At 63.7% G+C, this 21,811-nt stretch carries 20 protein-coding genes; 8 read left to right on the top strand and 12 right to left on the bottom strand.

Annotated features, from left to right (window positions below):
- Positions 1-912 (top strand): alpha/beta fold hydrolase, encoded by a 912-nt coding sequence (locus GWP04_05615; protein NIA25029.1) that lies wholly within the window; start codon positions 1-3, stop codon positions 910-912.
- 81 nt (positions 913-993) lie between these two features.
- Here GWP04_05615 and GWP04_05620 read toward each other — a convergent pair whose 3' ends face one another.
- The 6 genes from GWP04_05620 to GWP04_05645 form a co-directional block, all read right to left on the bottom strand.
- Entirely contained in the window at positions 994-2,142 is a 1,149-nt protein-coding gene (locus tag GWP04_05620) for an acyl-CoA dehydrogenase (GenBank protein NIA25030.1), read from the bottom strand.
- A 229-nt stretch (positions 2,143-2,371) separates the two neighbouring features.
- The gene (locus tag GWP04_05625) at positions 2,372-4,879 is read right to left on the bottom strand and encodes a penicillin acylase family protein (GenBank protein NIA25031.1); all 2,508 of its coding nucleotides are present in this window, start codon (positions 4,877-4,879) and stop codon (positions 2,372-2,374) included.
- A 422-nt stretch (positions 4,880-5,301) separates the two neighbouring features.
- Positions 5,302-6,021 (bottom strand): ABC transporter permease, encoded by a 720-nt coding sequence (locus GWP04_05630; protein NIA25032.1) that lies wholly within the window; start codon positions 6,019-6,021, stop codon positions 5,302-5,304.
- 3 nt (positions 6,022-6,024) lie between these two features.
- Complete coding sequence (locus GWP04_05635; GenBank protein NIA25033.1) at positions 6,025-6,903, bottom strand: ATP-binding cassette domain-containing protein; 879 nt, start codon at positions 6,901-6,903, stop codon at positions 6,025-6,027.
- A 243-nt stretch (positions 6,904-7,146) separates the two neighbouring features.
- Positions 7,147-8,241, bottom strand: a complete 1,095-nt coding sequence (locus GWP04_05640; GenBank protein ID NIA25034.1) for a DUF222 domain-containing protein — start codon at positions 8,239-8,241, stop codon at positions 7,147-7,149.
- Between the two features lie 69 nt (positions 8,242-8,310).
- Positions 8,311-9,012: a methyltransferase domain-containing protein gene (locus GWP04_05645; GenBank protein ID NIA25035.1), complete on the bottom strand. Its 702-nt coding sequence runs from the start codon at positions 9,010-9,012 to the stop codon at positions 8,311-8,313.
- A 158-nt stretch (positions 9,013-9,170) separates the two neighbouring features.
- Here GWP04_05645 and GWP04_05650 point away from each other — a divergent pair, with 158 nt between their 5' ends.
- The 6 genes from GWP04_05650 (at position 9,171) to GWP04_05675 (ending at position 13,321) form a co-directional block, all read left to right on the top strand.
- Positions 9,171-9,686: a GNAT family N-acetyltransferase gene (locus tag GWP04_05650; protein ID NIA25036.1), complete on the top strand. Its 516-nt coding sequence runs from the start codon at positions 9,171-9,173 to the stop codon at positions 9,684-9,686.
- An 83-nt stretch (positions 9,687-9,769) separates the two neighbouring features.
- Positions 9,770-9,973, top strand: a complete 204-nt coding sequence (locus tag GWP04_05655; GenBank protein ID NIA25037.1) for a hypothetical protein — start codon at positions 9,770-9,772, stop codon at positions 9,971-9,973.
- Between the two features lie 71 nt (positions 9,974-10,044).
- Entirely contained in the window at positions 10,045-10,749 is a 705-nt protein-coding gene (locus tag GWP04_05660; GenBank protein NIA25038.1) for a hypothetical protein, read from the top strand.
- An 81-nt stretch (positions 10,750-10,830) separates the two neighbouring features.
- Entirely contained in the window at positions 10,831-11,775 is a 945-nt protein-coding gene (locus tag GWP04_05665) for an ATP-binding cassette domain-containing protein (protein NIA25039.1), read from the top strand.
- A complete protein-coding gene (locus GWP04_05670) occupies positions 11,772-12,539 on the top strand; it encodes an ABC transporter permease (protein ID NIA25040.1) in 768 nt (255 codons plus the stop codon). The genes GWP04_05665 and GWP04_05670 overlap by 4 nt, the downstream gene beginning before the upstream one ends.
- Positions 12,536-13,321: an ABC transporter permease gene (locus GWP04_05675; protein ID NIA25041.1), complete on the top strand. Its 786-nt coding sequence runs from the start codon at positions 12,536-12,538 to the stop codon at positions 13,319-13,321. Before GWP04_05670 ends, GWP04_05675 begins: the two co-directional genes overlap by 4 nt.
- 336 nt (positions 13,322-13,657) lie before the next feature.
- Here the strand turns inward: GWP04_05675 and GWP04_05680 are convergent, their stop codons facing one another.
- Positions 13,658-14,614, bottom strand: coding sequence for a sodium:calcium antiporter (locus GWP04_05680; GenBank protein ID NIA25042.1), 957 nt, complete (start codon positions 14,612-14,614; stop codon positions 13,658-13,660).
- Entirely contained in the window at positions 14,596-15,366 is a 771-nt protein-coding gene (locus GWP04_05685) for an LLM class F420-dependent oxidoreductase (protein ID NIA25043.1), read from the bottom strand. Before GWP04_05685 ends, GWP04_05680 begins: the two co-directional genes overlap by 19 nt.
- Before the next feature lie 346 nt (positions 15,367-15,712).
- On the opposite strand from GWP04_05685, the gene GWP04_05690 reads away from it, so the two are divergent.
- Positions 15,713-17,302, top strand: coding sequence for an acyl-CoA dehydrogenase (locus GWP04_05690; protein ID NIA25044.1), 1,590 nt, complete (start codon positions 15,713-15,715; stop codon positions 17,300-17,302).
- Between the two features lie 23 nt (positions 17,303-17,325).
- Here the strand turns inward: GWP04_05690 and GWP04_05695 are convergent, their stop codons facing one another.
- Genes GWP04_05695 through GWP04_05710 form a run of 4 tightly spaced genes read right to left on the bottom strand, consistent with a single transcriptional unit; the run spans position 17,326 to position 21,757 of the window.
- The gene (locus tag GWP04_05695) at positions 17,326-17,976 is read right to left on the bottom strand and encodes a redoxin family protein (protein ID NIA25045.1); all 651 of its coding nucleotides are present in this window, start codon (positions 17,974-17,976) and stop codon (positions 17,326-17,328) included.
- Positions 17,969-18,526 carry a disulfide bond formation protein B gene (locus GWP04_05700; GenBank protein NIA25046.1) on the bottom strand — a complete coding sequence of 186 codons (558 nt, stop codon included), beginning with the start codon at positions 18,524-18,526 and terminating at the stop codon, positions 17,969-17,971. The genes GWP04_05695 and GWP04_05700 overlap by 8 nt, the downstream gene beginning before the upstream one ends.
- A 30-nt stretch (positions 18,527-18,556) precedes the next feature.
- Entirely contained in the window at positions 18,557-19,198 is a 642-nt protein-coding gene (locus GWP04_05705; protein NIA25047.1) for a thioredoxin fold domain-containing protein, read from the bottom strand.
- Positions 19,199-19,255: 57 nt separating this feature from the next.
- A complete protein-coding gene (locus GWP04_05710) occupies positions 19,256-21,757 on the bottom strand; it encodes a M1 family peptidase (protein NIA25048.1) in 2,502 nt (833 codons plus the stop codon).
- Between the last annotated feature and the right edge of the window lie 54 nt (positions 21,758-21,811).

Consider the following 21,811-nt stretch of genomic DNA (forward strand, 5'->3'; position numbering starts at 1 on the left):
GTGAAGCTGTTGAGAAACCTTGGTCTTGGATGGCTGGCCTGGCGTCTACTCGGTCCCGACACGCCCCCGCGCTACACCGGGACACAGCGACACCCGTTGCCCCTGCCGGGCCGGACGGTGTTCGTGGGTGATCGGGAGGTGTTCGTTCGGGAGACCGGACCGGGCGATGCTCCGGCGCTGGTGTTGTTGCACGGCCTCGGACTCGATTCGATGCTGGCGTGGTACCGGCTCATTCCGTTGCTCGCCGAGCGGTTTCGGATCGTGTCCATCGATCTGCACGGTGCCGGCAAGACCGACAGGGGACGTGACGCGTTCGAGATCGCCGATATGGCGGACCAGGTGGCAGGTGCTCTGGGCGCTCTCGGCATCGGCCAGGCAACGGTGGCCGGCTATTCGATGGGCGGCGCCGTCGCCCAGGAACTCGCCCACCGGCATCCGCACCTCGTCGAGCGGTTGGTACTCATCGCTACGCTCGCCCATCACCCGCCGGCGTGGCGCTGGGGACGCACGGTCATAGGGGTGATCGGCCGGGCACTCGAGCGGGTCAGCAGGGTCGAGGTGTCGTGGGTCTGGTACCGGTACCTGCTGTGGGTCGGTGCGGCCGACCAGAGCAGCGAGCGCTGGCTGTGGGAGACCCGCATGAACCGTGATCCGGAGGTGCAGTACCGATCGATGTTCGCGCTGTTGCGTTTCGACAGTCGGCGGTGGCTGGGACGGCTGAACGTTCCCGCGTTGGTAATTATCCCGCTGTCGGACCAGCTGGTACTGCCGGCATGGCAGCGAGAAATGGCGGCACTCTTGCGGGATTCGACGGTGGTGGAGGTGCCCGGCGCACGCCACGAGCTGCCGATGACCCATCCCGATCAGATCGCCGAAGCGGTCGGGAAGTTCGCCGCGGCTCGGCGATCGTAGGTCTTCTCGCCGGCCCCACAGAGATTCCCAGTCTCGTCTCTGCCGGCAGCACTATTTGTGGCCGGCAGAGACGAGACTGCGTCAACGACCGAGAAGCTTGGCCATTACGACCCGCTGGATCTGGTTGGTGCCTTCGTAGATCTGGGTGATCTTGGCGTCGCGCATCATGCGCTCGGCCGGGTAGTCCCTCACGTACCCGTAGCCACCAAGTATCTGCACCGCATCGGTGGTGACGTACATCGCGGTGTCCGATGCGAACGCCTTCGCGGCTGCGGCCACGTAGGTGAGTTGTGCATCCTTGCGGTCGATCATCGCATGCGCCTCATACACGAGATGCCGCGCCGCTCTCGTCTTCATGTCCATGTCGGCGAGCATGAATCCGATCGCCTGGTTGTCGATGATGCGACGGCCGAACTGCTTGCGCTCCTTGGCGTAGTCGCGGGCAAGCTCGAACGCGCCTTGGGCGATGCCGAGCGCCTGGGCGGCGATGCCCGGACGTGAACGGTCCAGCGTCATCATGGCGATCTTGAATCCCTCGCCCTCTTCGCCAACCAGGTTCTCTCCAGGGATACGTACATCGTCGAGGGTCAGTTCCCCGGTCGGGGAGCCGTGCAACCCCATCTTGTGCTCATACCTCGTGACTTCGAACCCGGGCGTGTCGGCGGGGACGATGAAACACGATATGCCGCGATGGCCGGCATCGGGGTTGGTCTTGGCGAAGATCGTATAGACGGTGGCGACCCCGGCGTTGGAGATGAAGCGCTTGCCGCCGTTGATCACCCACTCGTCGCCATCGCGGACGGCCTTCGTCCGCATCGCTGCGACATCCGAACCCGCCTCGGGTTCGGTGAGCCCGTATGCGGCCTGTTCTTCGCCGACGATGATCTTCGGGATCCATGCGAGCTTCTGGTCGGAGGTGCCTCTGAGCAGGACCGGGATCATGCCCAGCTTGTTGAGCAGCGGGATCATCACGGCGGATGCACTGACCCGGGACATCTCTTCGACGAGGATTGCCTGCGTGATCGAGTCGGCTCCGGCGCCGCCGGCATCCTCCGGAAACATCACGGACAGAAGGTCGGCCTTGACCATCTCCTCGTGGAGGTCGGCCGGGTACTCGTCCGTTGCGTCGATCTCCTCGGCGCGAGGAGCGATCTTGTCCTCGGAGAACTGCCGGACCATCGCCCGGAAGTCGTCGTGGACGTCAGACAGCTGATATGGGTCGTTCACGATGTCTCCTTGGTGCACGTCACGATTCCGGCCTGTTTGGCCAGCCAAACGCCGACGCCGATCAGAACGAGGAGGAACAGCAGCTTCTTCATGGAGAACGCCTTTCTCTCGGGGTGCATCATAGAGCTTGCATCCGCTTGCCCGACCGACGCACTCCGGCCCCTTTTGGCCAACGTACCCGAGCGCCGGGCCCAGGTGTCGGGTATCGGCGCTCGGGATTCGTGTCTCGTCGTCAGTCGGTCGCTCCCGGCACCAGCTTCAGGTGCCCTTCCGACGCCGCCACGATGCTGTCGCGGTCCCAGTAGAGCGGAGCCGTCTCACCCGTGGCCCACCGTTGGATCATGTCGTCGTAGTGGGGGTGATACGCGTGACCCGACTGACCGGTCGTGTGGAGTGCCGTCGATGCGTTGAGATCGGAGAAGTCGATCACCATGCGCATCGAGGGGATTGCGACGACTTCGTACCCCTCCTCGACGAGCCAGCTCGTTGCATTCACCATGTCGGTGCCGCCGGGTACCTTGAACGGTCCTCGGTTGAACAGCATTTCGATTGGCGCGATCCCGGACTTGCCGAACGTCTGGTTTACGAACGTCGCCGTGTGTAGGTCGCCCCAGCGCCACGAAGCGGGCTCTCCGAGCGTGTCGTTCAACTCGTTCCAGGAGGCCAGGAGTGCCCCTTCCAGGATGTCGTCCCGTGTCTCTACCGCCGAGGTGGTCTGGTCGTCCCACCAGACGTTCGTCGGATCGTCGAGGATCTGCCGGATCGCCTCGAGCGAGGAGTCCCTGCCCGACGGGCGGAAGCCTTCCGGCAGGTCGTCGTTGTAGATCAAGATCAGCAGGTTCTTCCATACGGCTCCGAAGAGTGCGGCTCCCTGACTGTCGACATCGAAGCGGTACTCCCCGTTCTCATCCGCCCAGGACTCGAGGATTGCCTGGGCTTGTCGAACCTCCGAGGAAGCGGAAGCGAGTCCGACCAGGCGGGGTATGAGCACGTCGGCGTGGATACTGGCGGCATCGAACTGCATGGCGCGCACGTCATCAGGGCTGATGGACGTTCCCGCGTCCTGGATCATGTCGACGATTCGCTGTGCCCGTGACCCATACGCCCATTCGCGGGCCAGGAAAGGGCCGACTCCAGGGCGGGTCACGGCGTTGTTCGCGGTGACGATGAAGCCTTCGGGCGGGTCGAAGCTCGAAGGAAGCTCGTCGAAGGGGATGAATCCCGTCCACTCGTACGTATCCGTCCATCCGGGGACGGGACTGCGTCCGTCACCGTTGGCTCGAATCGGGATCCTTCCGGGAGCGTGATATCCGATGTGGCCGTCGATGTCCGCGTAGACGAAGTTCTGCGACGGGACGTCCCACATGCTGATGCCGTCCTGAAACTCGTTCCAGTTGGCGGCGCGGTCGATTGCCACGATGGCTTCGAGTGTCCGAGACGGTTCGAGTGCCGTCCAGCGAAGAGCGATCGCGTATGGCTCGGGGAGCGGGATGTCAGTCTTCTCGTCGAAGTCTTCGAGGCGTCCGTAGACATCGGAGATGATCGGACCGTGGCGGGTCACTCGGACCTTCATCTGTACGGGTTCGCCGCCGGCGACGTTGATGGTCTCGATGTGGCTGTCCGCATCCACCCATTCGCCGTTGACCTCGTACTGATTCTGGTTGTCCGGGTTGATCTTTTCGATGTACAGGTCTTGCACGTCTGCGGCGAGATTGGTCACACCCCAAGCGATGTTGGCGTTGTGGCCGATGACGATTCCTGGGGCACCCAGGAGGGAGAAGCCGGCGACCTCATAGGGGCAGGCATCGGATACGGTCGTGCAGTGAAGGCCCGTCTCGTACCAGATGGCGGGCATCTGGATGCCGAGGTGCGGGTCGTTCGCCAGGATGGGCTCGCCGGTGGAGGTCAGGGATCCGGAGATCACCCAGTTGTTCGAGCCGATGTCCGAGCCGACCGGCCCCGTGAGCTGATTGATGAGTTCGATCGTGTCTGCGGTGCGGGCGAGGAGGCCGTCTGCCTCGTCGGGCAGTGCCGGAGCGGCGGCGCTCGTCGTTGCCGCTCCGAAGTCGGGGACGATAACAGGCCGATCCTCTGGGTACGGGGGGTACAGGTCGTCGACGCGATCACCGATCAACTTGGACACCTTTGCGCGAAAGATCTCCAGATCCATGTTGGAGCGCAGGTCCCATGCCATCACCTTGGCCCAGACGAGGCTGTCGATCGGGCTCCACGGAGAGGGGACGTAGGAGCGATTGTTCAGCTTCAGGACCGCGTACTCGAGGCTCAGGGATGCTCCCTGGTGATCGGCGAGGTACGCGTTGACGCCGTCCGCGAACGATGCAAGGGCGAGTGCGCCGTCCGGCGAGGCAGTCGCCCATTCCTGCTCGGCGATCCGTTCCCATCCGAGCGTACGGAGAAACTGGTCGGTTTCGACCTGGGATTCGCCGAAGATCTCTGCGAGACGTCCGCGACCGACGTGACGCTGGAAGTCCATCTGCCAGAAACGATCTTGCGCCTGGACGTATCCCTGTGCGAAAAACAGGTCGTGGCTGTTCGTCGCATAGATATGGGGTATGCCGTTCCCATCGCGGTAGATGTCGACGGGGTTCTGGAGACCGCTGAGAGCCAGTTCCCCATCCGTGGTGGGGAACGAGGCGCGCACGGTGACGAACCCGCCGGCGGCGATCAGGATTACGAGAGCGAGAACGAGAATGAGGAGGATCTTGAGGAATTTGCGCATGAGCCGAGGCTAGTGCCTCGACCGGCAACCTTTGTGGTGTTCTGCCGGCCAGGAACGCCGCTCGCTGCGTTCTCCGCCTCGACGCACCTGAAGGTGCGCCTTCGTTGTGCGGCCTTGTGAGCGATGCCCCTGCCTCGGCATCGACACCCCGAATGTCACCGGCCAAGGCACTGGCGTCTCGACCGGCAACGTTCCTGGCCGGCACGGCAAGAAGATTGTCTGTCGAGGGGCTACGTGTGGCCAGATCGTTTCGTGATCGAGCGCCGCTACGCCGCGTTTGCTCTCATCCGTGCGCCCAGATCTTCGTCGCCGCTTGGCTGCCGGGGGCGCCTGAACCGCCGACGGCGTTGTCCGTCTCCTCGATCGGCTCTCTCACTCTGGCGTCGGAGCTGTGGGGATCGATGCCATTCTGGGCTGACAGTTCACTTCTCTTCCCATGTGAAGAACCAGCCTGCCAGTGCCGGGCCGAGGATGGCCCAGAAGACCATCGCGGCGAGGTCTGTGGGGAGGAACTGGGCCTCGTTGAGTGCGGCACGGAACAGCGCGGTGAGCGGCGCCGCGGGCAGGATCTTGGCAATCACGATCATGGCCGGAGGGAGCACCCAGATCGGGAAGATGATGTCGCCGAGCACCAGCAGCGTCAGGTAGAGACCATTGGCGACGGCGAGCGTCGCTTCGGCCCGAAAGGTCCCTGCGATGAAGAGACCGATCCCCGACATCGCCACAGATCCGAGCACCATCGCCGTGATGAACAGGCCGATGTTCGGATCGGCGCTCCAGTGGAACACGGTGGTTGCCACTCCGAGGAGGATCGCCACCTGGATGATCTCGATGATGAACACCGAGGACGTCTTGGCGACGATCAGAGCGGTGCGTGGCATGGGGGTCGCACCGAGTCGTTTCAGCACGTGATACTTGCGTTCGAAGCCGGTCGTGATGGCCAAGCTCGTGAGCGACGCCGAGAGAATCGCCAGAGCGAGCAGACCGGGAATGAGCATCTCGACGGTGAGCCCGAACAGGCCCGTGTAGCCGAAGAAGAGCAGGATCGTCAGCGGGACGAGAACGAGCAGGAGGATCGCTTCGCCACGCCGGGCGGCGTTGGTGAGTTCGAATCTGGTCTGAGCTCTGATCGCACGCAGCATCGGCTAGTCCTCTGCCGTGAGTTCGAGGAACACATCTTCCAGGCCGGTGGCTCCGACACGGAGTTCGCGCAGCAAGACGCCCCGCTCGGCAAGCCATGTCGTCAGCGTTGCCAGGGCTTGCGGGGTGACGGGGTCCACATCAAGGACGTACTGTCCGGGTGCCTGTTCCCTTGTGGCAATCGGGAAGCTCTCGGTGTCGAGGCCGGGCTCGGCAAGCAGCGTCACGCCACCGCTTTTCTGAATGAGTTGCGAAGGGGATCCCTCGGCGATCAGACGCCCATTGCTGATGATCCCGATCCGATCCGACAGCCGTTCGGCTTCGTCCATGTAGTGCGTTGTCAGCAGGGTGGTCACACCTTCGTCGTGGAGCGTCTCGATGATCGCCCAGGTGGTTCTGCGCGCCATCGGATCCATACCGGACGTGGGCTCATCCAGGAAGAGCACCTGTGGGTTGCCAACGAGGGCCAACGCGAGAGACAAGCGCTGCTTCTCGCCGCCAGAAAGCTGGCGGTACGGGGTCTTGAGGCGACCCGTCAGCCCGGTCAGCTCGACGAGATCGTCCAGATCTCGGGGGTGATCGTGGAACGCTGCGAACAAGCGCAGTGCTTCGAGTGGCCGGGTGGCGGGAGAGATGCCGCCTTCCTGCAGCATGACGCCGACGCGTTTGTGGAGTTCTCGAGGATGCTTCGACGGATCGATGCCGAGCACGGCGACGTTTCCTGCACTCGGGTCGCGGAGGCCTTCGAGGATCTCGACGGTGGTCGTCTTGCCGGCTCCGTTCGGCCCCAACAGGGCGTAGGACTCGCCTTGCTCAACGGACAGGGTGAGGTGATCGACTGCGGTGTGCCGGCCATACCGCTTGGTGAGGTTGTCGATGACGATCGCTGGAGCCACAGGCGAGCATGGTAATCGGCGGTATGGGTGTGAAATTCGAGGGTGAGGGTTTGCCTACGCCGGGAACCTCGCCGATTGCCTGGCGTATCCATCCGGCTTTTCGGGCGTGCTGCATGCACAGGTGGCGACGGAAGGTTCGCGAAGGGCGCGCCCCACCGCCGATCTGCGCGTGGGCACTGGTCGGCAATCGCGTCTTGTCGTCTTGGTGGTGTGCCGTGGTTTGGACGGTTGTTATGGCGGGTCGTTGCCGCCGGGTTTGAGGAATCGTCGTCGTTGAGGTGGCGTGTCGGGGTCGATCTGATAGCCCATCCCGTGGATGACGACATGATGGTGATACCAACACAGCGTCGTGAGGTTCTCCGGATCGGTTGGTCCGCCTTGGGAGTATGGGGTGATGTGGTGTGCTTGGAGGCGGTAGCGGCTAGTGCAGGCGTCTGCGGTACACACACTGGCGTCTCTATGCAGGATTGCTCTACGTAACGCCGGGTTGATCGTCCTGGTGTGTCTCCCGACGGCCAACGGGGTTCCGTCTGTGGTGAGAATCGTTTCGATCTGGCTGTCACACAGGAGTCCGTCGAGAGCGTTGGGTCCGATCCGTACGCCCGAATCGAGGATGACGCCGGTCTTGTTTTGGGTCTGGGTTGCCGGGTCGGCGTCGACGAAGACGGTGACCAGGGGGGTACAGGTTCCTTCACCGGCCGTTGCGGTGAGGGAATCTTGGGCGATCGATGTGAGGGCGTCCGCCTGTCGCTGCCCCAAGGTCGGCCTCGTTCCATCCGGCAGGGCAGGGAACATGTCGGCACGTCGGATGAGGGCTTGTTCGACGATCTGGCCGTCGACGCCGGGCAGGAGCCCCCACAGGCGCCATGAGGTCTGGTCGAGGTTGGGTTGCATGGCGAGGTACCGGTCACAGACACTCTGGTGTTCCCGATCACGCGAGAAACGATGCCTTCTGGAGACTTCACGGCGCAGACCGCCGATATCGAACCGCCGTCCGGTCTGGACGGTGTTGTCGACACCGGTCGCGGCGTATCTGCACAACTCGACGGCACGGTCGAAGGTGACTCCTCCTGCGGTGAGCGCTTCGGCTACCTCGGGCGTGTCCAGGACCGCACGGGAGGTCCGTATGAGTGCCGATGCGGTCTCCGGCGCCACATCCAGACGACTTGCGGTCCATTCGACCATCGAGCGGCACCCATCGGCGGTAGATACCTGACGGCGATCCAGCTCGGCTAACACGGCGATCTGCACCGCCCGACCCCGAGCGATGACTGCTTCGGTCGCCAACAAGGTCTGTTCCAGGTCATCTGTGGTTCGACTGTCCATACCGGCAACATATCACCCGGGTGTGACAGAAAACGACCGACAACGATAGAAAACGAAAGAAAAGAACCTTCATGTTTGGCGACCGTCGCTGTTCAGGCAGGTCGGCTTCATGCCCCGGACCCGGATATAGCGGATCCCCCGCCCGAGACTCCAGGGGCCGGAACCCAGGAGGAGCGCTGCTGCAGCGGGCCCGGTGGCGAGGCGCCGTTCCCACACCGGTCGCACCAGGTCGGTCAGTTCGCGGACTTCGACGTCGACCATGCCGACCTCTTTCATCCACCCCGCGAAGTCATCCGGCGTGGCGACGCACAGGTAGTTGAGGCCGGCATCGGTGAACGCCGTACGAACGTCGGCGGGTGGATCCTCCGGAGCGATCACATCGGTGAGCGTCATCACACCGCTGGGACGGAGCACCCTGGCCATCTCGGACTGACCGATATCGGTCACCTCCGAGGTCGGATACACGATGAACTCACTCACCACACCATCGAACGTCGCATCGGGAGACGGAATCCGGTCGGGCAACGCCTTGTCGAACCTGACCGGGATGCCTTCAGTCTTGGCGCTCCGGGCCGCTCTCAGCAGCTCTTCGGAGAGTTGGAGCCCTAGCACCTCACCTGCGCCGACCCGATCGGCGATTCGGAACGCCACCTCGCCGGACGCCGAGCACAGTACGAGAATCTGTTTTCCCACCAACGGTTCCAGGTCGGCGAGAATTGTCTCGACCACCGGAGACAGCAACTCCCGTTCGGTCTTCGCCCACGGCGCCATCGGTCGACCTCCTGTATCGAACCTACTCCGTCGGGGGCAGGTCTCGTCCCGGGAATCCTGGGACGGGTTTCATGGCGGGCCGGTAGCCTGTGCTGCCCGTGAGGACCCAGCGGCGGTGGGTTGTGTCGAGTGAGACGGCGAAGAACGGAGAACGCGCGGTGGCTGATCTGATCACGCTGATCGGCACCACTGAGGAGCCGGGAGCTTCGGCGGCCGTTCTGGCGCGCGGGTACGAGGCCAGGCCGATGGCGATGTCGGATACGGACGCCGTCGGCTCCCTGTACTTCGCCGCGTACGATCCTGGTGAGGCGTGTTTCACGTTGGATGAGGCGGTCGCCGATGTCGCCGTGTCGTTGGACGGTGACTACGGTCCGTTCTGGGCCGAGGCGTCCCCGGTCATCGGCCGCGAGGGCCAGGTCGTTGCTGCCGTGATGACGGTTCGCCGGGCTCCGTGGGACGAGACGCCGGACTGTCCGTTCATTATCGAGGTGTTCACCGATCGTGCCCACCGTCGGCGCGGACTCGCCCGGTTCGGTATCGAATGGTGCCTGAGGATCGTGCGCGAGGCGGGCGAGACCGCCGTGGCGTTACGTGTGATGGATGACAACACTCCGGCCCTCGCCCTGTACGAGTCCCTCGGCTTCATACGGTGGCAGCTCGTGCAGCATGGGTGACTCGAGGTCCGAACATCTGGTTCTCGACGACCCTTGAGCGCAGCCACAGTCCATGATGGGAATGTGGCGTCATGGAGGTATCGGTGGAAGTCGGTAGCAGAGAGCTGCGGAATCACCCGAGTCGGTATCTTGCTCGGGTGCGGTCCGGCGAGGAGGTCGCGGTCACCGAGATCGCCTACTTCGACACGTCGGTGGTGCTTCCCCCTCCGACGGAGACTGGAGCTTCCTTCCGGACGTTGATGTGCGGATCCGGTGAGCGGGTCATCACCGTCCGGCCCAGCTGCTAAATCCGGCCACAGTTGCACCTCTGCCATGCGCAACCGGTGCCAGACAAGTACTGTCCGTTTGGGGAGGGTAGATGGCCAAGCGACGCAGGAATCTTCTCGTTGCCGCCCTTGTGCCGGCTCTGGCAATCGTGACTGTTGTCGCGGTGAGCAACGCTGAACCTGACTCACACGCCGTGCCGAACGAGAACCGTCTCACTGCTGCATTGACGAGCATCGCTGCCTATCAGAACGGGCTATTGGTCTCCGGTTTCCACTCCGGAGGGCGCGCTCAGCTTGTGGTTGCGCTGAGAGACGGCGATGTGCCGTTTGTGTTGGGTGATGGAGTCCAAGCGAGACTGACGCAGGCCGAACAGCAACTCCCAAAGCTGCGATCGCTGCTCGCCGAGCTCGGCGAGCAGTACTCACACTTCAAGACGGAGATCACCGTCGAGGCGACGAACCGACTCGACAACGGCAATCTCGAGGTGCGTTATGTCGAGACGACGTATATCTACTACCAGTGGCCCCATGAGCATGATGATGGGGCGCCGGAGTACTCGGCCTATTCAGCAGACTACGTTGCGAGATTCTCCAGAAGCGTAGAGAACTCCTGGTCAGTGGATTCGATCGAACTGGTTGACGGTACGGTAGGGTCCGCCCCGTTCATTCGCCCGATTACCGAGCCGGTGCCGGGAAGAGAGATCGCAACCGGCGTTGCCGAACTCGCCAAGAGACTTGACGCCGCGTACGACGAGGCGATTGTCGCCGGGAGTCCCGCCGCCAAAACCACCAGGTGAGTGGCCTGGTGGCCGAGCGGCGACGATGAGCCTACGTCGACACGTCGGCGGCCGGACCCTCGAGGGAAGTAGAGTCGCCGCATGCCGGCGGTAGAAGTCCAGGGGCTCCGAAGGATCTTCGAGGTGCATGGTCGCGCCTCCGAGCCGGTCGTGGCGCTCGATGGCATCGACCTCACCGTCGAGGAAGGTGCGATCCATGGGCTGCTCGGTCCGAACGGCGCCGGCAAGACGACGCTGGTGAAGATCCTCGCCACGGTGCTGATCCCGACGGAAGGAACGGCGTCGGTGCTCGGCTTCGACGTCGTCGCCGAGACAGCCAGGGTGCGGCCGCTGATCGGCCTCGTGTTCGGTGGCGACCGAGGGCTGTACACCCGGCTGACGGCACGTCAGAACCTCATCTACTGGGCTGCACTGTATGGCGTGTCGGCGTCGGAGACGTCCGCCGTCGTCGGTCGGCTGCTCGACCGGGTGGGTCTCGCAGACCGGGCCGGCGAACGGGTGGAGACCTTCTCCCGAGGCATGAAGCAGCGCCTCCATCTTGCCCGCGGGTTGGTGTCGGATCCACCGGTGTTGTTCCTGGACGAGCCGACCATCGGGCTGGATCCGATGGCGTCGCTCGAGTTTCGGCGCCTCGTCGCCGAGCTGCGCGATGCCGGCAAGACCGTGTTTCTGACGACCCACAACTTGGCCGAGGCCGAGGCGCTGTGCGACCGGGTGTCGCTCATCGACCGTGGTCGGATCCTCGCCACCGAATCCCCGGCGACGTTGGGCCTGTGGATGTCCCGTTATGAATGGGTCGAAGCCCAGCACGTTCTCGATGAGGTCGTTGCCGAGATCGAGTTGTTCGTCGCCGGCGTCGAGCGGCGCCCCGACGGTTGGGTGCGGTTCCAGCCGGACGCCGACGGGGTCGGTCGGCGTGTCCTGCGCCGTCTTGTCGACGCCGGCGTGTCGTCGGTGCGCACCGGATCGCCGTCCCTCGAGGACGTGTATATGAAGCTCATCGGTGACCGGGGCATGGAGTTGTGAACGCCGCAGCGGCCGCGTTCAGGATGCAGCTGCGTCTTGCGTTGCGCACTCCGAACTATTGGATGGTGCAGATCTCGACGATCCCGACGGTCATCATCTTCCTCTCGGTGATCGAGGCGTTCGACCGTCCCGATCTGCTCATCAATGCGCTCCTTGCACCGATCCTGATGGCGATGTGGAGCACGGCGCTGTGGACGGGGGGAAGTGTGGTGCGTGACGACCGGTGGATGGGTCGTCTCGAGCTGCATGCCGCCGCCCCCACCGGCTACGGGCTGGTGGTGACCGCCCGTGTGGCGGCGGTCGTGATGCTGTCGCTCCTCGTCGTTCCACTCACGCTCGTTACCGCCTGGGCGACCTACGGGATCGACATCCGCATCGCCCACCCGGTCGTGCTGGTCGTCGCGCTGCTGCTCACCGCTGCGGCGATCACCGGCACCGGCATGATCTTCTCCAGCCTGACGATTCTGACCCGTGCCGCGGCCACCTTTCAATCGTCGGCGTCCTACCCGTTTCTGCTGCTCGGTGGCGTGTTCGTGCCCCTGTCGCTGCTGCCGGTCTGGGTCCAGCCGCTCGGGCGTCTGGTGTTCCTGTCCTGGGGCTCCGACCTGATTCGCGACAGTGTCACCCGACCGGTGGTCACCGGCCTGCCATGGCGTGTCGCCGCGATTGCGAGCCTCGGGAGCGTCGGGTTCATCGCAGCCCAGAGGCTTGTTCGGGTGGTGCTTCACCGAGTGAAAGTGACAGGGGAGATAGCGGCCCCATGACCGCCACTCTGCGCATCGCCCGCAACGCCGCCCTTGTCGGCTACCTGGACATGCGCGCCCAGTACACATGGAAGTCGTGGCTGTTTGGTTGGATTGTCCGTACTACCGCACAGGTGCTGTTCTTTACCGCGATGGGTCTGCTCGTCGGTGGACGCGACCTCGTCCTGTTCGCGTTCGTCGGCAACGTGGCCGCCATGGCTGCGCTCATGCCGCTCGGCACGGGTCCCGACACGGCGTGGGAACGGGGTCTCGGGACGCTGCCGCTGCTCGTTGCGGCGCCCCGGTCGATGCTGCCGGTGTTCGGAGGACGGTCGGCCTTCCACATCGTGCAGGGCCTCGTGGAGGCGAGCCTGATCTTCGTGATCCTCGCACCGTTCATCGGGTTCTCCGGCAACTGGTGGTGGCTTCCCGTCGGATTGCTGACCATCAGCCTCGGGGCGTACGGGCTCGGCCTGTTCCTCGCCGCGATCGCCATCCGGCGCCTGCGGATCGGCAACATCCTGTTCAACCTGGTTTTCTACACGCTGATCACCATCGGTGGGGTGAACGTGGCGACGAGCATATTTCCGACCTGGGTGCAACGAACCGCCGATCTGCTGCCTCTGCACCACGGGCTCCTCGGGTTGCGAGAGCTCCTCGCCACCGGACCGTCGAGAGGCGCGTTCGGCCAGCTCGGCCTGGAGCTTCTCGTCGGTGCGGCGTGGTTCCTTATCGCCCTCGTCGGGTTTCGCCTCTTCGCCGAGGGTGGCCGTCGCGACGGCGCGATCGATCTCGAGGAGTAGCGGGCCTGTGTGAGGATTGTCGGACGTTCCGGTCGCCGGCAGGAGTGCGGATCTCAGCGGCGGTCCCATCTTCGATGGTGACCATTGGGCGATCGAACACCCCTACCTGTCCGCTCTGGGAGGGTGGTCGATCCTGGTGCCGAAACGCGGTGCGGCCGGTGCCCACGAGATGAGTGCCGGGGAGTTCGCCGAACTTGCCCGACCGTTGAGAGCGCCGGATTCCCGGTTGCAGGAGCGGGGGCCACCGTGCTGTGCCCGCCGAGGTCGTAGGCGATGAGTCGGTCGGCGAGCTTCGAGACGGAAACTGCTTGTCCGTCGCCGGGCCCGTGTTGCCCGTCAGAGCGCCAGCGCGAGGAACCCCACATAGGCGACAACGAGCGCCGCACCCTCCCAGCGCACGAGACGATTCCCTGTCGCGGTCAAGACGCCGGCCAGTGTCGAGATGACGAGCATGAAGATGATCGGGACCCGGAAATCGGCGGTGAACGTACCACTGCCGGAGAGGGCGGCGGCTCCGGCAACACCGAGGGAGTTGAACAGGTTCGAGCCGAGGACGTTGCCGATCACCAGTGCGTTTTCGCGTCGTCTTGCCGCAGCGATCCCTGTGGCGAGTTCCGGCAGGCTCGTGCCGACGGCGACGAGCGAGAGTCCGATGAACCCCTGGCTGAGTCCCAGCTCAATGGCCACGATGCGGGCGCCCCTGACCAGCAGGTCGGCGCCCACGAGCGTGGCCGCCAACGCGATGAGGCCGACGGTGAGTTCGACTGCAGCTCCCTTGCCGGGGGGAGCGAACGTGTCGGCGTCGAGTTTCACGATGCCCTCTGCGACATCCCGTCGTGACCACGAGACGAGCAGGAACGCAGAGATGACGATTCCGACGATGAGTCCCGCGCCTTCGACGGTGCTGATCGTTCCTTCCCACGCCAGGGCGCTGAACGCGATGACGCCGGCGAGCATGAGAATGCCCTCCCTCTTGATCGTGTGCAGATGTCCGGCGACGGGCAGGATCATGACCGAGACACCGAGCACCAGGCTGAGATTCGCCACGTTCGATCCGACGATGTTCCCGATTGCCATGTCCATCTCGCCGCGGGCAGCAGCGAGCACGCTGACCAGCAGCTCTGGAGCCGACGTGCCCATCCCGATCACGAGCGCACCGATGAGTATTGCGGACATCCCCCAGATTCGGGCAAGACGGGCTGCGGAGAGCACCAGTCGATCGGCTGCAACGGTCAGCAGCACGAGTCCGATGACGACGAGGACGGCAGCGCCGATCACTGCGCGTCCCTCCACGCAAGCCAATCTTGGACAGGTCCGGTGTCGTAAGAGGGTCCTTCGAGGCTGAGCACCACCTGTTGCGCTCCGGCGGCGACGAGATCATCCGCCAGATCGATGCGCCGTTCGCTCACGCCGACAGACCGTTCGATCGAGGAAGGATCCCTGCCGATGCGGGCGCACCAGCGATCCAAGACGCGGTTCTTGTGCGCGTAGAGATCAGGCTTGGTGGTGCTGAAGAAGCCATGCCAGATGTCGGCGTGCTGCGCAGTGATCCTCAAGGTCACCTTTTCTCCACCTCCTCCGACCAGGATCGGAATGGATCGTATCGGAGGTGGGTTGAGGTCGGCCAGACGGGCCTTGATGATCGGGAGATCACGATCCAGGTTGCGGAGCCGACCTGGCGCCGTTCCGAATTCGTACCCGTACTCGTCGTAGTCCCGTTGGAACCATCCCGATCCAATCCCGAGGATCAGCCGCCCCTCGGAGACGTGGTCGACGGTGCGGGCCATGTCCGCGAGCAGATTCGGATTCCGATACGAGTTGCAGGTCACCAGGCATCCGATCTCGACCTGCTCGGTGATCTCCGCCCACGAGGCCAGCATCGTCCATGCCTCGAAGTGCTTGCCGTCACGGTCGCCGGACAACGGGAAGAAGTGGTCCCAGTTGTAGATGATGTCGACGCCAAGGGCCTCGCACTCGAATACTGCCCTGCGGATGTCGGAGTATCCGGCGTGCTGGGGCTGAAGTTGTACTGCGATTCGGAGCATCCGCGCACAGTAGCGGTCGCCTGGGAGTCTGCTGAGTAATGGCGGTGCGTGGACGGAGCTTCGCGTTTCGCACTTTGTATTTCGTATTTCGTACTTGGCATCGCGACCTCGAATCAACTCAAGACCGCGGGGCGGGTGTGGCGGCTCCTGCTGTCTGCCTCGAGGGATCGGAGAGTGCTGCAGGCGAGACGCCTATTGGCCCCTCCGCCATGCGAAGCCGACCGGGGCCGGCGTCAGCCGCAGAGGGGAAGCACCGTAGCGGGAGAGCCGCCGGGTAGGGGGAACATGTGCGATGCGCTGCTCAGCGGGCTCCTAAGCTGAAAACCGATCGAGCACGAGGGGTGACATGGAGTTCCAGTCCTATGCCTATGGGCAGAACCATTTCGCGATCGACGGAGACCTCCACGCGGTACTGAACCGATACTGGCGGGACTTCGACGCTCATCGTGAGGAGATGGCGCGGTGGGGCCGGCTGATGGGATCCGAGGCCTACGAGGTCGGCTACCACATCGACCAGGGGGCGGTACCGGAACTGATGATGCATGATCTGGATGGCAACCGGGTCGATCGGGCGCGGATCTCACCGGCGCAGAAGTCGTTGCTGGCGAAGCTCGCGCCGATGATGCGTCCCATCTATGACGGCGGGAGCTGGCATCACCACTATGCGATCGGGTACCTCCTCGGTGACCCCGGCCTGTACTGCATTCTGACCATCACCCAGCAGACGGCGTATGCGATTCACAAGTACGCCCCCGAGCTGAGAGAGTGGGAGGACCGGCTCCTGTCGGGAGATGCATGGGGTGCGACGTGGATGACCGAGATCCAGGGTGGGAGCGACCTTGGTGCGAACAAGACCGCCGCTCATCACGACGAGGATGGCTGGCATCTTTCCGCGGGTGACAAGTACTTCGCGAGCGGGGCAGGTCTGACCGACGTTGCGATTACCACCGCCCGTCCCGAGGGCGCACCGGCAGGCCCGAAAGGCCTGGCGTTGTTCCTCGTGCCGCGTCTTCGCCGAGACGGCGCACTCAACTTCACGGTGCGCAGATTCAAGAACAAGTCTGCGACGCGCGCCGTTCCCTCCGGAGAAGTCGAACTCGATGGAGCGGAGGCATACCTCATCGGACGGCCCGAAGAGGGGATCTACTACACGTTGGAGAACCTCACCATCTCACGGCTTGCGAACGCGGTCGCCGCGATGGGAATTGCCAAGAAGGCGCATCTCGAGACGCTGACCCGAGTTCAACGGCGCACCGCCTTCGGGCGCCCGCTCGGAGAGCTTCCGCTGATTCGCCGGGACATGGTGGATCTCGCGGTCCGTCAGGCCGGTGGCTTGGCGATCGCATTCCGGGCCATCGAAGCGTTCGATCATGCCTGGCATGACCGGCCTCCCTACACCGCCGTCTATCACTACGCCCGTTTCCTGTCGCACCTCGCCAAGAACCGCACTGCCAATCACGCGGCAGAGATCACACGCCTGGGTATGGAGATCTTTGGAGGGCTGGGGTTCCTGGAGGAGTATGCGGTCGCACGCTGGCACCGGGAGGCCCTCATCACACCGATCTGGGAAGGCCCCAGCAACGTGCAGGCGATCGACATGCTCGAAGCGATGCAGAAGAAGGGCGCGCACGAACATTTCGTCGAAGAGTTCACAACGCTATTGGACAGCGTGGGGACGCCCGCTGCGGAGATGGCTCTCAAGACGATCCAGGGGACCCTCTCCGATCTGGCTCGCATGGGTACCGACGAGGCCCAGTGGCATTCGAAGCGTGCCCTGGAGAGATTCGCCGACGCAGCACAAGTCGGCCTTCTCTATGACCTGGCCGATGCAAGTGGTGACCGGTACGCGAAGTTGGCCGAGCTCTACGCGGCGCACTTCCTCGAAGCCGAGGAGTACCCGGCGTGGGCCATGAAGGATGCCTCCGTCTTCAGTTGAAAAACGAGCGACCCGCGGGGCTCTCAGTTACCCGCCAGAACATGGGCTGCGTCGACGAGCGCCTCGGGAGGGACTTCTCCCGGGAAGCGGAAGTCGATGGTGCCTTGGGCGGTCACGAAGACGAAGAAGGGGAATGCGTTGAGCCCAAACGCCTGCGCTGCGGCACCTTGTGCATCGTCCGCGATGGTTGGGATCGGCCAGTCCGCCAACCACTTCGACGGCGGGTAGTTGGGCGCCGCAGGATCTGATCCCGTTGAGACTGCGTAGAAGTCGACATCGTCAGGAAGGCCGTTCGCCTTGATGTACGGGGTCAGTTCTTTCACATCGTTCTGACAGTGTGGGCACCAGTGAGCGAGGAAGATGATGATCTTGGGTCGGCCGTCGTTCGTGATGGAGACCGGAGTGCCATCGAACGAGAGGCCGGACAATTCCGGAGCTTGCTGTCCGATGGCCGTGTCGGCACCCTGCTCGGGATAGCGTGGCAGGGCCGTACCGGAGACCGTGACCGGCTGGGTCTCACTGATGGTACCGGTACCTGCCGCCGAGTCGCCTGCACCGATGGTGGAAATGGCGGCAATCCCCGCGATGGCGAGAATCGCCACGATTGCGACGATGATGACCGTGCTTCGCGATCCGGATGCATCGGCGGGTTTCTGTTGACCGTTCTTACTCATGCTCCTGCCTTGTCGACGTGCGAGCCCACAGCAGGAGCATTCCAACGAGTGTCAGCCCTGCAAGGGACATCATGGGAATCGAGATGAATCCCAACTCCCAGACCCAACGAAGCGTACATGGGGTCGCGGTGCTACATGCGCCTGCGTCGAGCGACGGGAAGTTCTGAATCGTGTACTGATAGGCGGCGATGCCCCACCCGATCGCAACGACCGGCAGCATGGAGGTGCTGATGCGCGTGTCCTTGCGCAGTGCGGCGATGGGCAGCGCGATGACCATCGGGTACCAGACGATGCGCTGGTACCAGCAGAGATCGCACGGATTGAAGCCGATCACTTCCGAGTAGAAGAGGCTTCCCACGACTGCGCCGAGCGCAATGGCAGAAGCCAACCAGAGTGTCGAGTCTCCGAGCAGATCGTCGAGCCAGTCGGAGGCGGATTGCAGGAGCGACGAACGTCGTCTCCCCAGGAGCAGCACGACGAATCCGATATCGACCACGATGATGAGCAACGTGATGAGTCCGAAGAATCGGTTCGCCAGTGCAGGGTCCATGGGTGCGGAGATTAGTGCCGTGGGGCCGGCCTACTGACCGGCCATCTGTTCGAGAAACTGATAGAGCATCTCGGGCGCCACGCCGCCTTCGACCCTGCCTACGACCGTGCCGTCTGCGTCGACGAAGATGATGAAGGGGAACCCGGTGAGACCGAATGCTCGTGCCGAAGAGCTGTTCGAGTCGTCCGCGATCGTAGGAACCGGCCAGTCGGCCAGCCACTTCGACGGCGGATAGTTCGGCTGAGAGACGTTCGCGCTCGTCGAAATAGAGACGATCGCGCCGCCCTCCGGAACGCCGTGTTCCGCTATCCACGGAGTGAGCTCTTCTACCTCGGTCTGGCAGTGCGGGCACCAGTGGGCGAGCATGATGATGGCTTTCGGGGTGCCGTCGTTCGTTATCGACAGGGGCGTCCCGTCGAACGTTGCGCCGTTGATCTCGGGAGCCGTCATTCCGATGGCGGGATCGGCCGTGTCATGCTCATACGGCGGCAGGGCTTGGCCGGTGATCGTGACCGGTCTGGTCTGCTTGATGTTCTCACCCTCGGTCTCAGACCCGGTGGTGAGGAATGCGACGAGTGCTATGGCGGCAACGACGGCGCCGCCGATCAGGATGGGTGCTCTGCGTGATTGACGTTTCCGTGGGGGCGCCTTCTTGACGGCCTTCTTGCTCATGAGTACCTCACAGGGAAGCGTGATAAGCAGAAAGGCTAGCTCCGTGTGGGTATACCTCTATTCGGCCAGGTAGGCGGCCAGCTGCTCGCCCGCCCGCTCGCGAAACGCAGCCATCACGTCGAGCCGTTCGAGCTCCTGAGCGAGGGCCTTCTCGGCATGGTGAACCGTTCTCCCATCGAAGAACGCATGGACTTCATCTGCGGCGTTACTCAATGTCCAGAGAGTTCCCAGGGTGCGTTTGAGCAGCATGGGTGGGAAGACGCGTACCTGTTCGTCCCATCGATGGGTGTACAGGTTCCATGCGGTCCGGCCGGCCGTGCGGCTCGCCAACAGCTGTTCTACGACGAAGGGAGCATCCTGAGTCTTGATCCGACCATCGAGTGCCATCGCGAAGGTACGTTCGGCTAGGGCCCTATCCGGGAACAACGGTAATGCGTGCAGGTAGCGATTCTTGTCCTGAGGTGTTTGCGCATGTTCGTATTCAGAGAGGAACGTGTCGTAGTCGGCGAGTCCGGCATTCGCCGTGACGGTGATGACCGCCCGGGCTACTTCAGGATCGAGAGTGTGACCGAGAACGGCCGGCAGCAGTTCGACGGCGCGGGTCCGTACCTGGCTGTCCTGTCCGTAGCGACCGAGGGCGGAGATGAGCAGGCCGCGCAGGCGGCGGGTCGGACTGTCCTCTTCTGGCCGAGGGTCCCAGCCGAGGCGTTCGACTGCCGGCGTGAGCAAGTCGCGGACGTACCGCTCGAAGGCGGTGCTGCGATCGAACGTGTGATGGATCTGGTTGATGCTTTCGACGATCGCGGTCCACACTGCGTACTCGGTTTCGTTGCCGAAGTGGGTGAGGAGATCCAGATACGTGGCGATGTCGGTCTGACCGGCGATGACGCAGGCCCATGCGTCGTCGATGAGGCCGTGTCGCTCGAGCGCGGAGAGGCGGTCGAGGCGATCCAGGAGGCGATCCAGGAGATCTCGCGAGTAGTGGCTCCGGTAGTAGCCGTGTCCACCGACGTTCGCGAGGACCCATTTCACCGGGCCTTCGACATCGACACGAATCTCGGGTGTGGTGAACACCACGTCGGTCCTGCGCGCCGCGTCACCGGCTCCGTAGGCAAGCGTGAGGGGGATCTGCCACAGGTCGCCATCACCGGTCGGCCGATATTGGAAGCGGCGCTGGCGGGCGACGATGCTGTTGCCATTCAGGCTGACCTCTACTTGTGGGTAGCCGCCGGAGAAGATCCAAGACTCCATGACCGATCCGACCGGCTGGCCCGAGGCCAGCTCGAGGGCCGCCCACAGGTCGCTCGTCTCACTGTTCGCGAACGCGTGGGCTTCCAGGTACGCCTTGACGCCCTTTCTGAACACCTCCTCGCCGAGGAACTGCTGGAGCATGCGAACGAGCGAAGAGCCCTTCAGGTAGGTGAGTACGTCGAACATCTCGTCGGCCTCATACGGAGCGACGACGGGAAACTCGACTGGTCTGGTCGCCTGGAGAGCATCGGTGACCATGGACTGAGAGCGGGCCGGCGCGAACGAAAGCCAGGTCTTCCACTCCGGTTTCCACGCATCCTGGGCGATCATCTCCATGAACGTTGCGAACGCTTCGTTCAGCCAGATGCCGTTCCACCACTTCATGGTCACGTAGTCGCCGAACCACATGTGGGCGAGTTCGTGGGCGATGACCTCCGAGACACGCCGGATCTCGGCGTGGGATGCGGTCTCGAGGTCGACGAGGAGGGCATTTTCCCGGAACGTGACGGCACCGAGGTTTTCCATCGCTCCGAACGCGAAATCAGGAATCGCGATGAGGTCCATCTTGTCTCCCTGGTACGGGATCCCGTAGTAGTCGGCGAGCCACTGCAGATAGTGGGCGCCGGCTTCGAGCGCGAACTCGGCGAGTTGCTCCTGTCCGGCCTGGTGGATCACTCGTAGGGGAACACCGTCGGCGTCGACCGGTTCGGTTGCGACGAACGGCCCGACGACGAAGGCCACCAGGTAGGTCGACATTCTCGGGGTGTCGGAGAAGGTGATCCTGATCGTGCCGTCGTCGAGTCTGGTTCGACTGCTCTCGGCTCCGTTGGATACGGCCAGTAGACCCTCGGGCACATCGAGCGTGATGCCGAATACGGCCTTGTATCCAGGTTCGTCCCAGCAGGGGAATGCACGCCTCGCGTCGGTCGCTTCGAACTGAGTCGTGGCGATGACGCGGTCGCGGCCGTCTGCGTCCGTGAAGGTACTGCGATAGAAGCCGTGGAGCTTGTCGTTGAGGATTCCGGAAAAGCGGAGAGAGAGCGTGTGTTCTCCCGCCGGGATCTGCGCACCGTCGGAGAGGCGGACCCGTTCCGTTTCGGGCTCGTAGGAAGCGGAGAGACTGCGGTTGCCGAGTGTGGCTTCTTCGATTTCGATCTCGATGGCGTTGAGAACGATCTCGTCGGTCGGCTCGCCGACGGTGACGCGAATCGTCTCGGTTCCTGAGAAGGTCGCTGCGTCGAGGTCTGGACGCAGCGTGATGTCGTAGCGGCTTGGGAACGCGATCTCGGGAAGGCGGTAGGGATCCACTTGAGGCTCCTGGCTCGTGCCCGGCGATGGTAGCGACGACTCACGGCTGGCCGG

The organism is Gammaproteobacteria bacterium, assembly GCA_011682695.1.
Taxonomy (GTDB): Bacteria; Actinomycetota; Acidimicrobiia; order Spongiisociales; family UBA4744; genus BMS3Bbin01.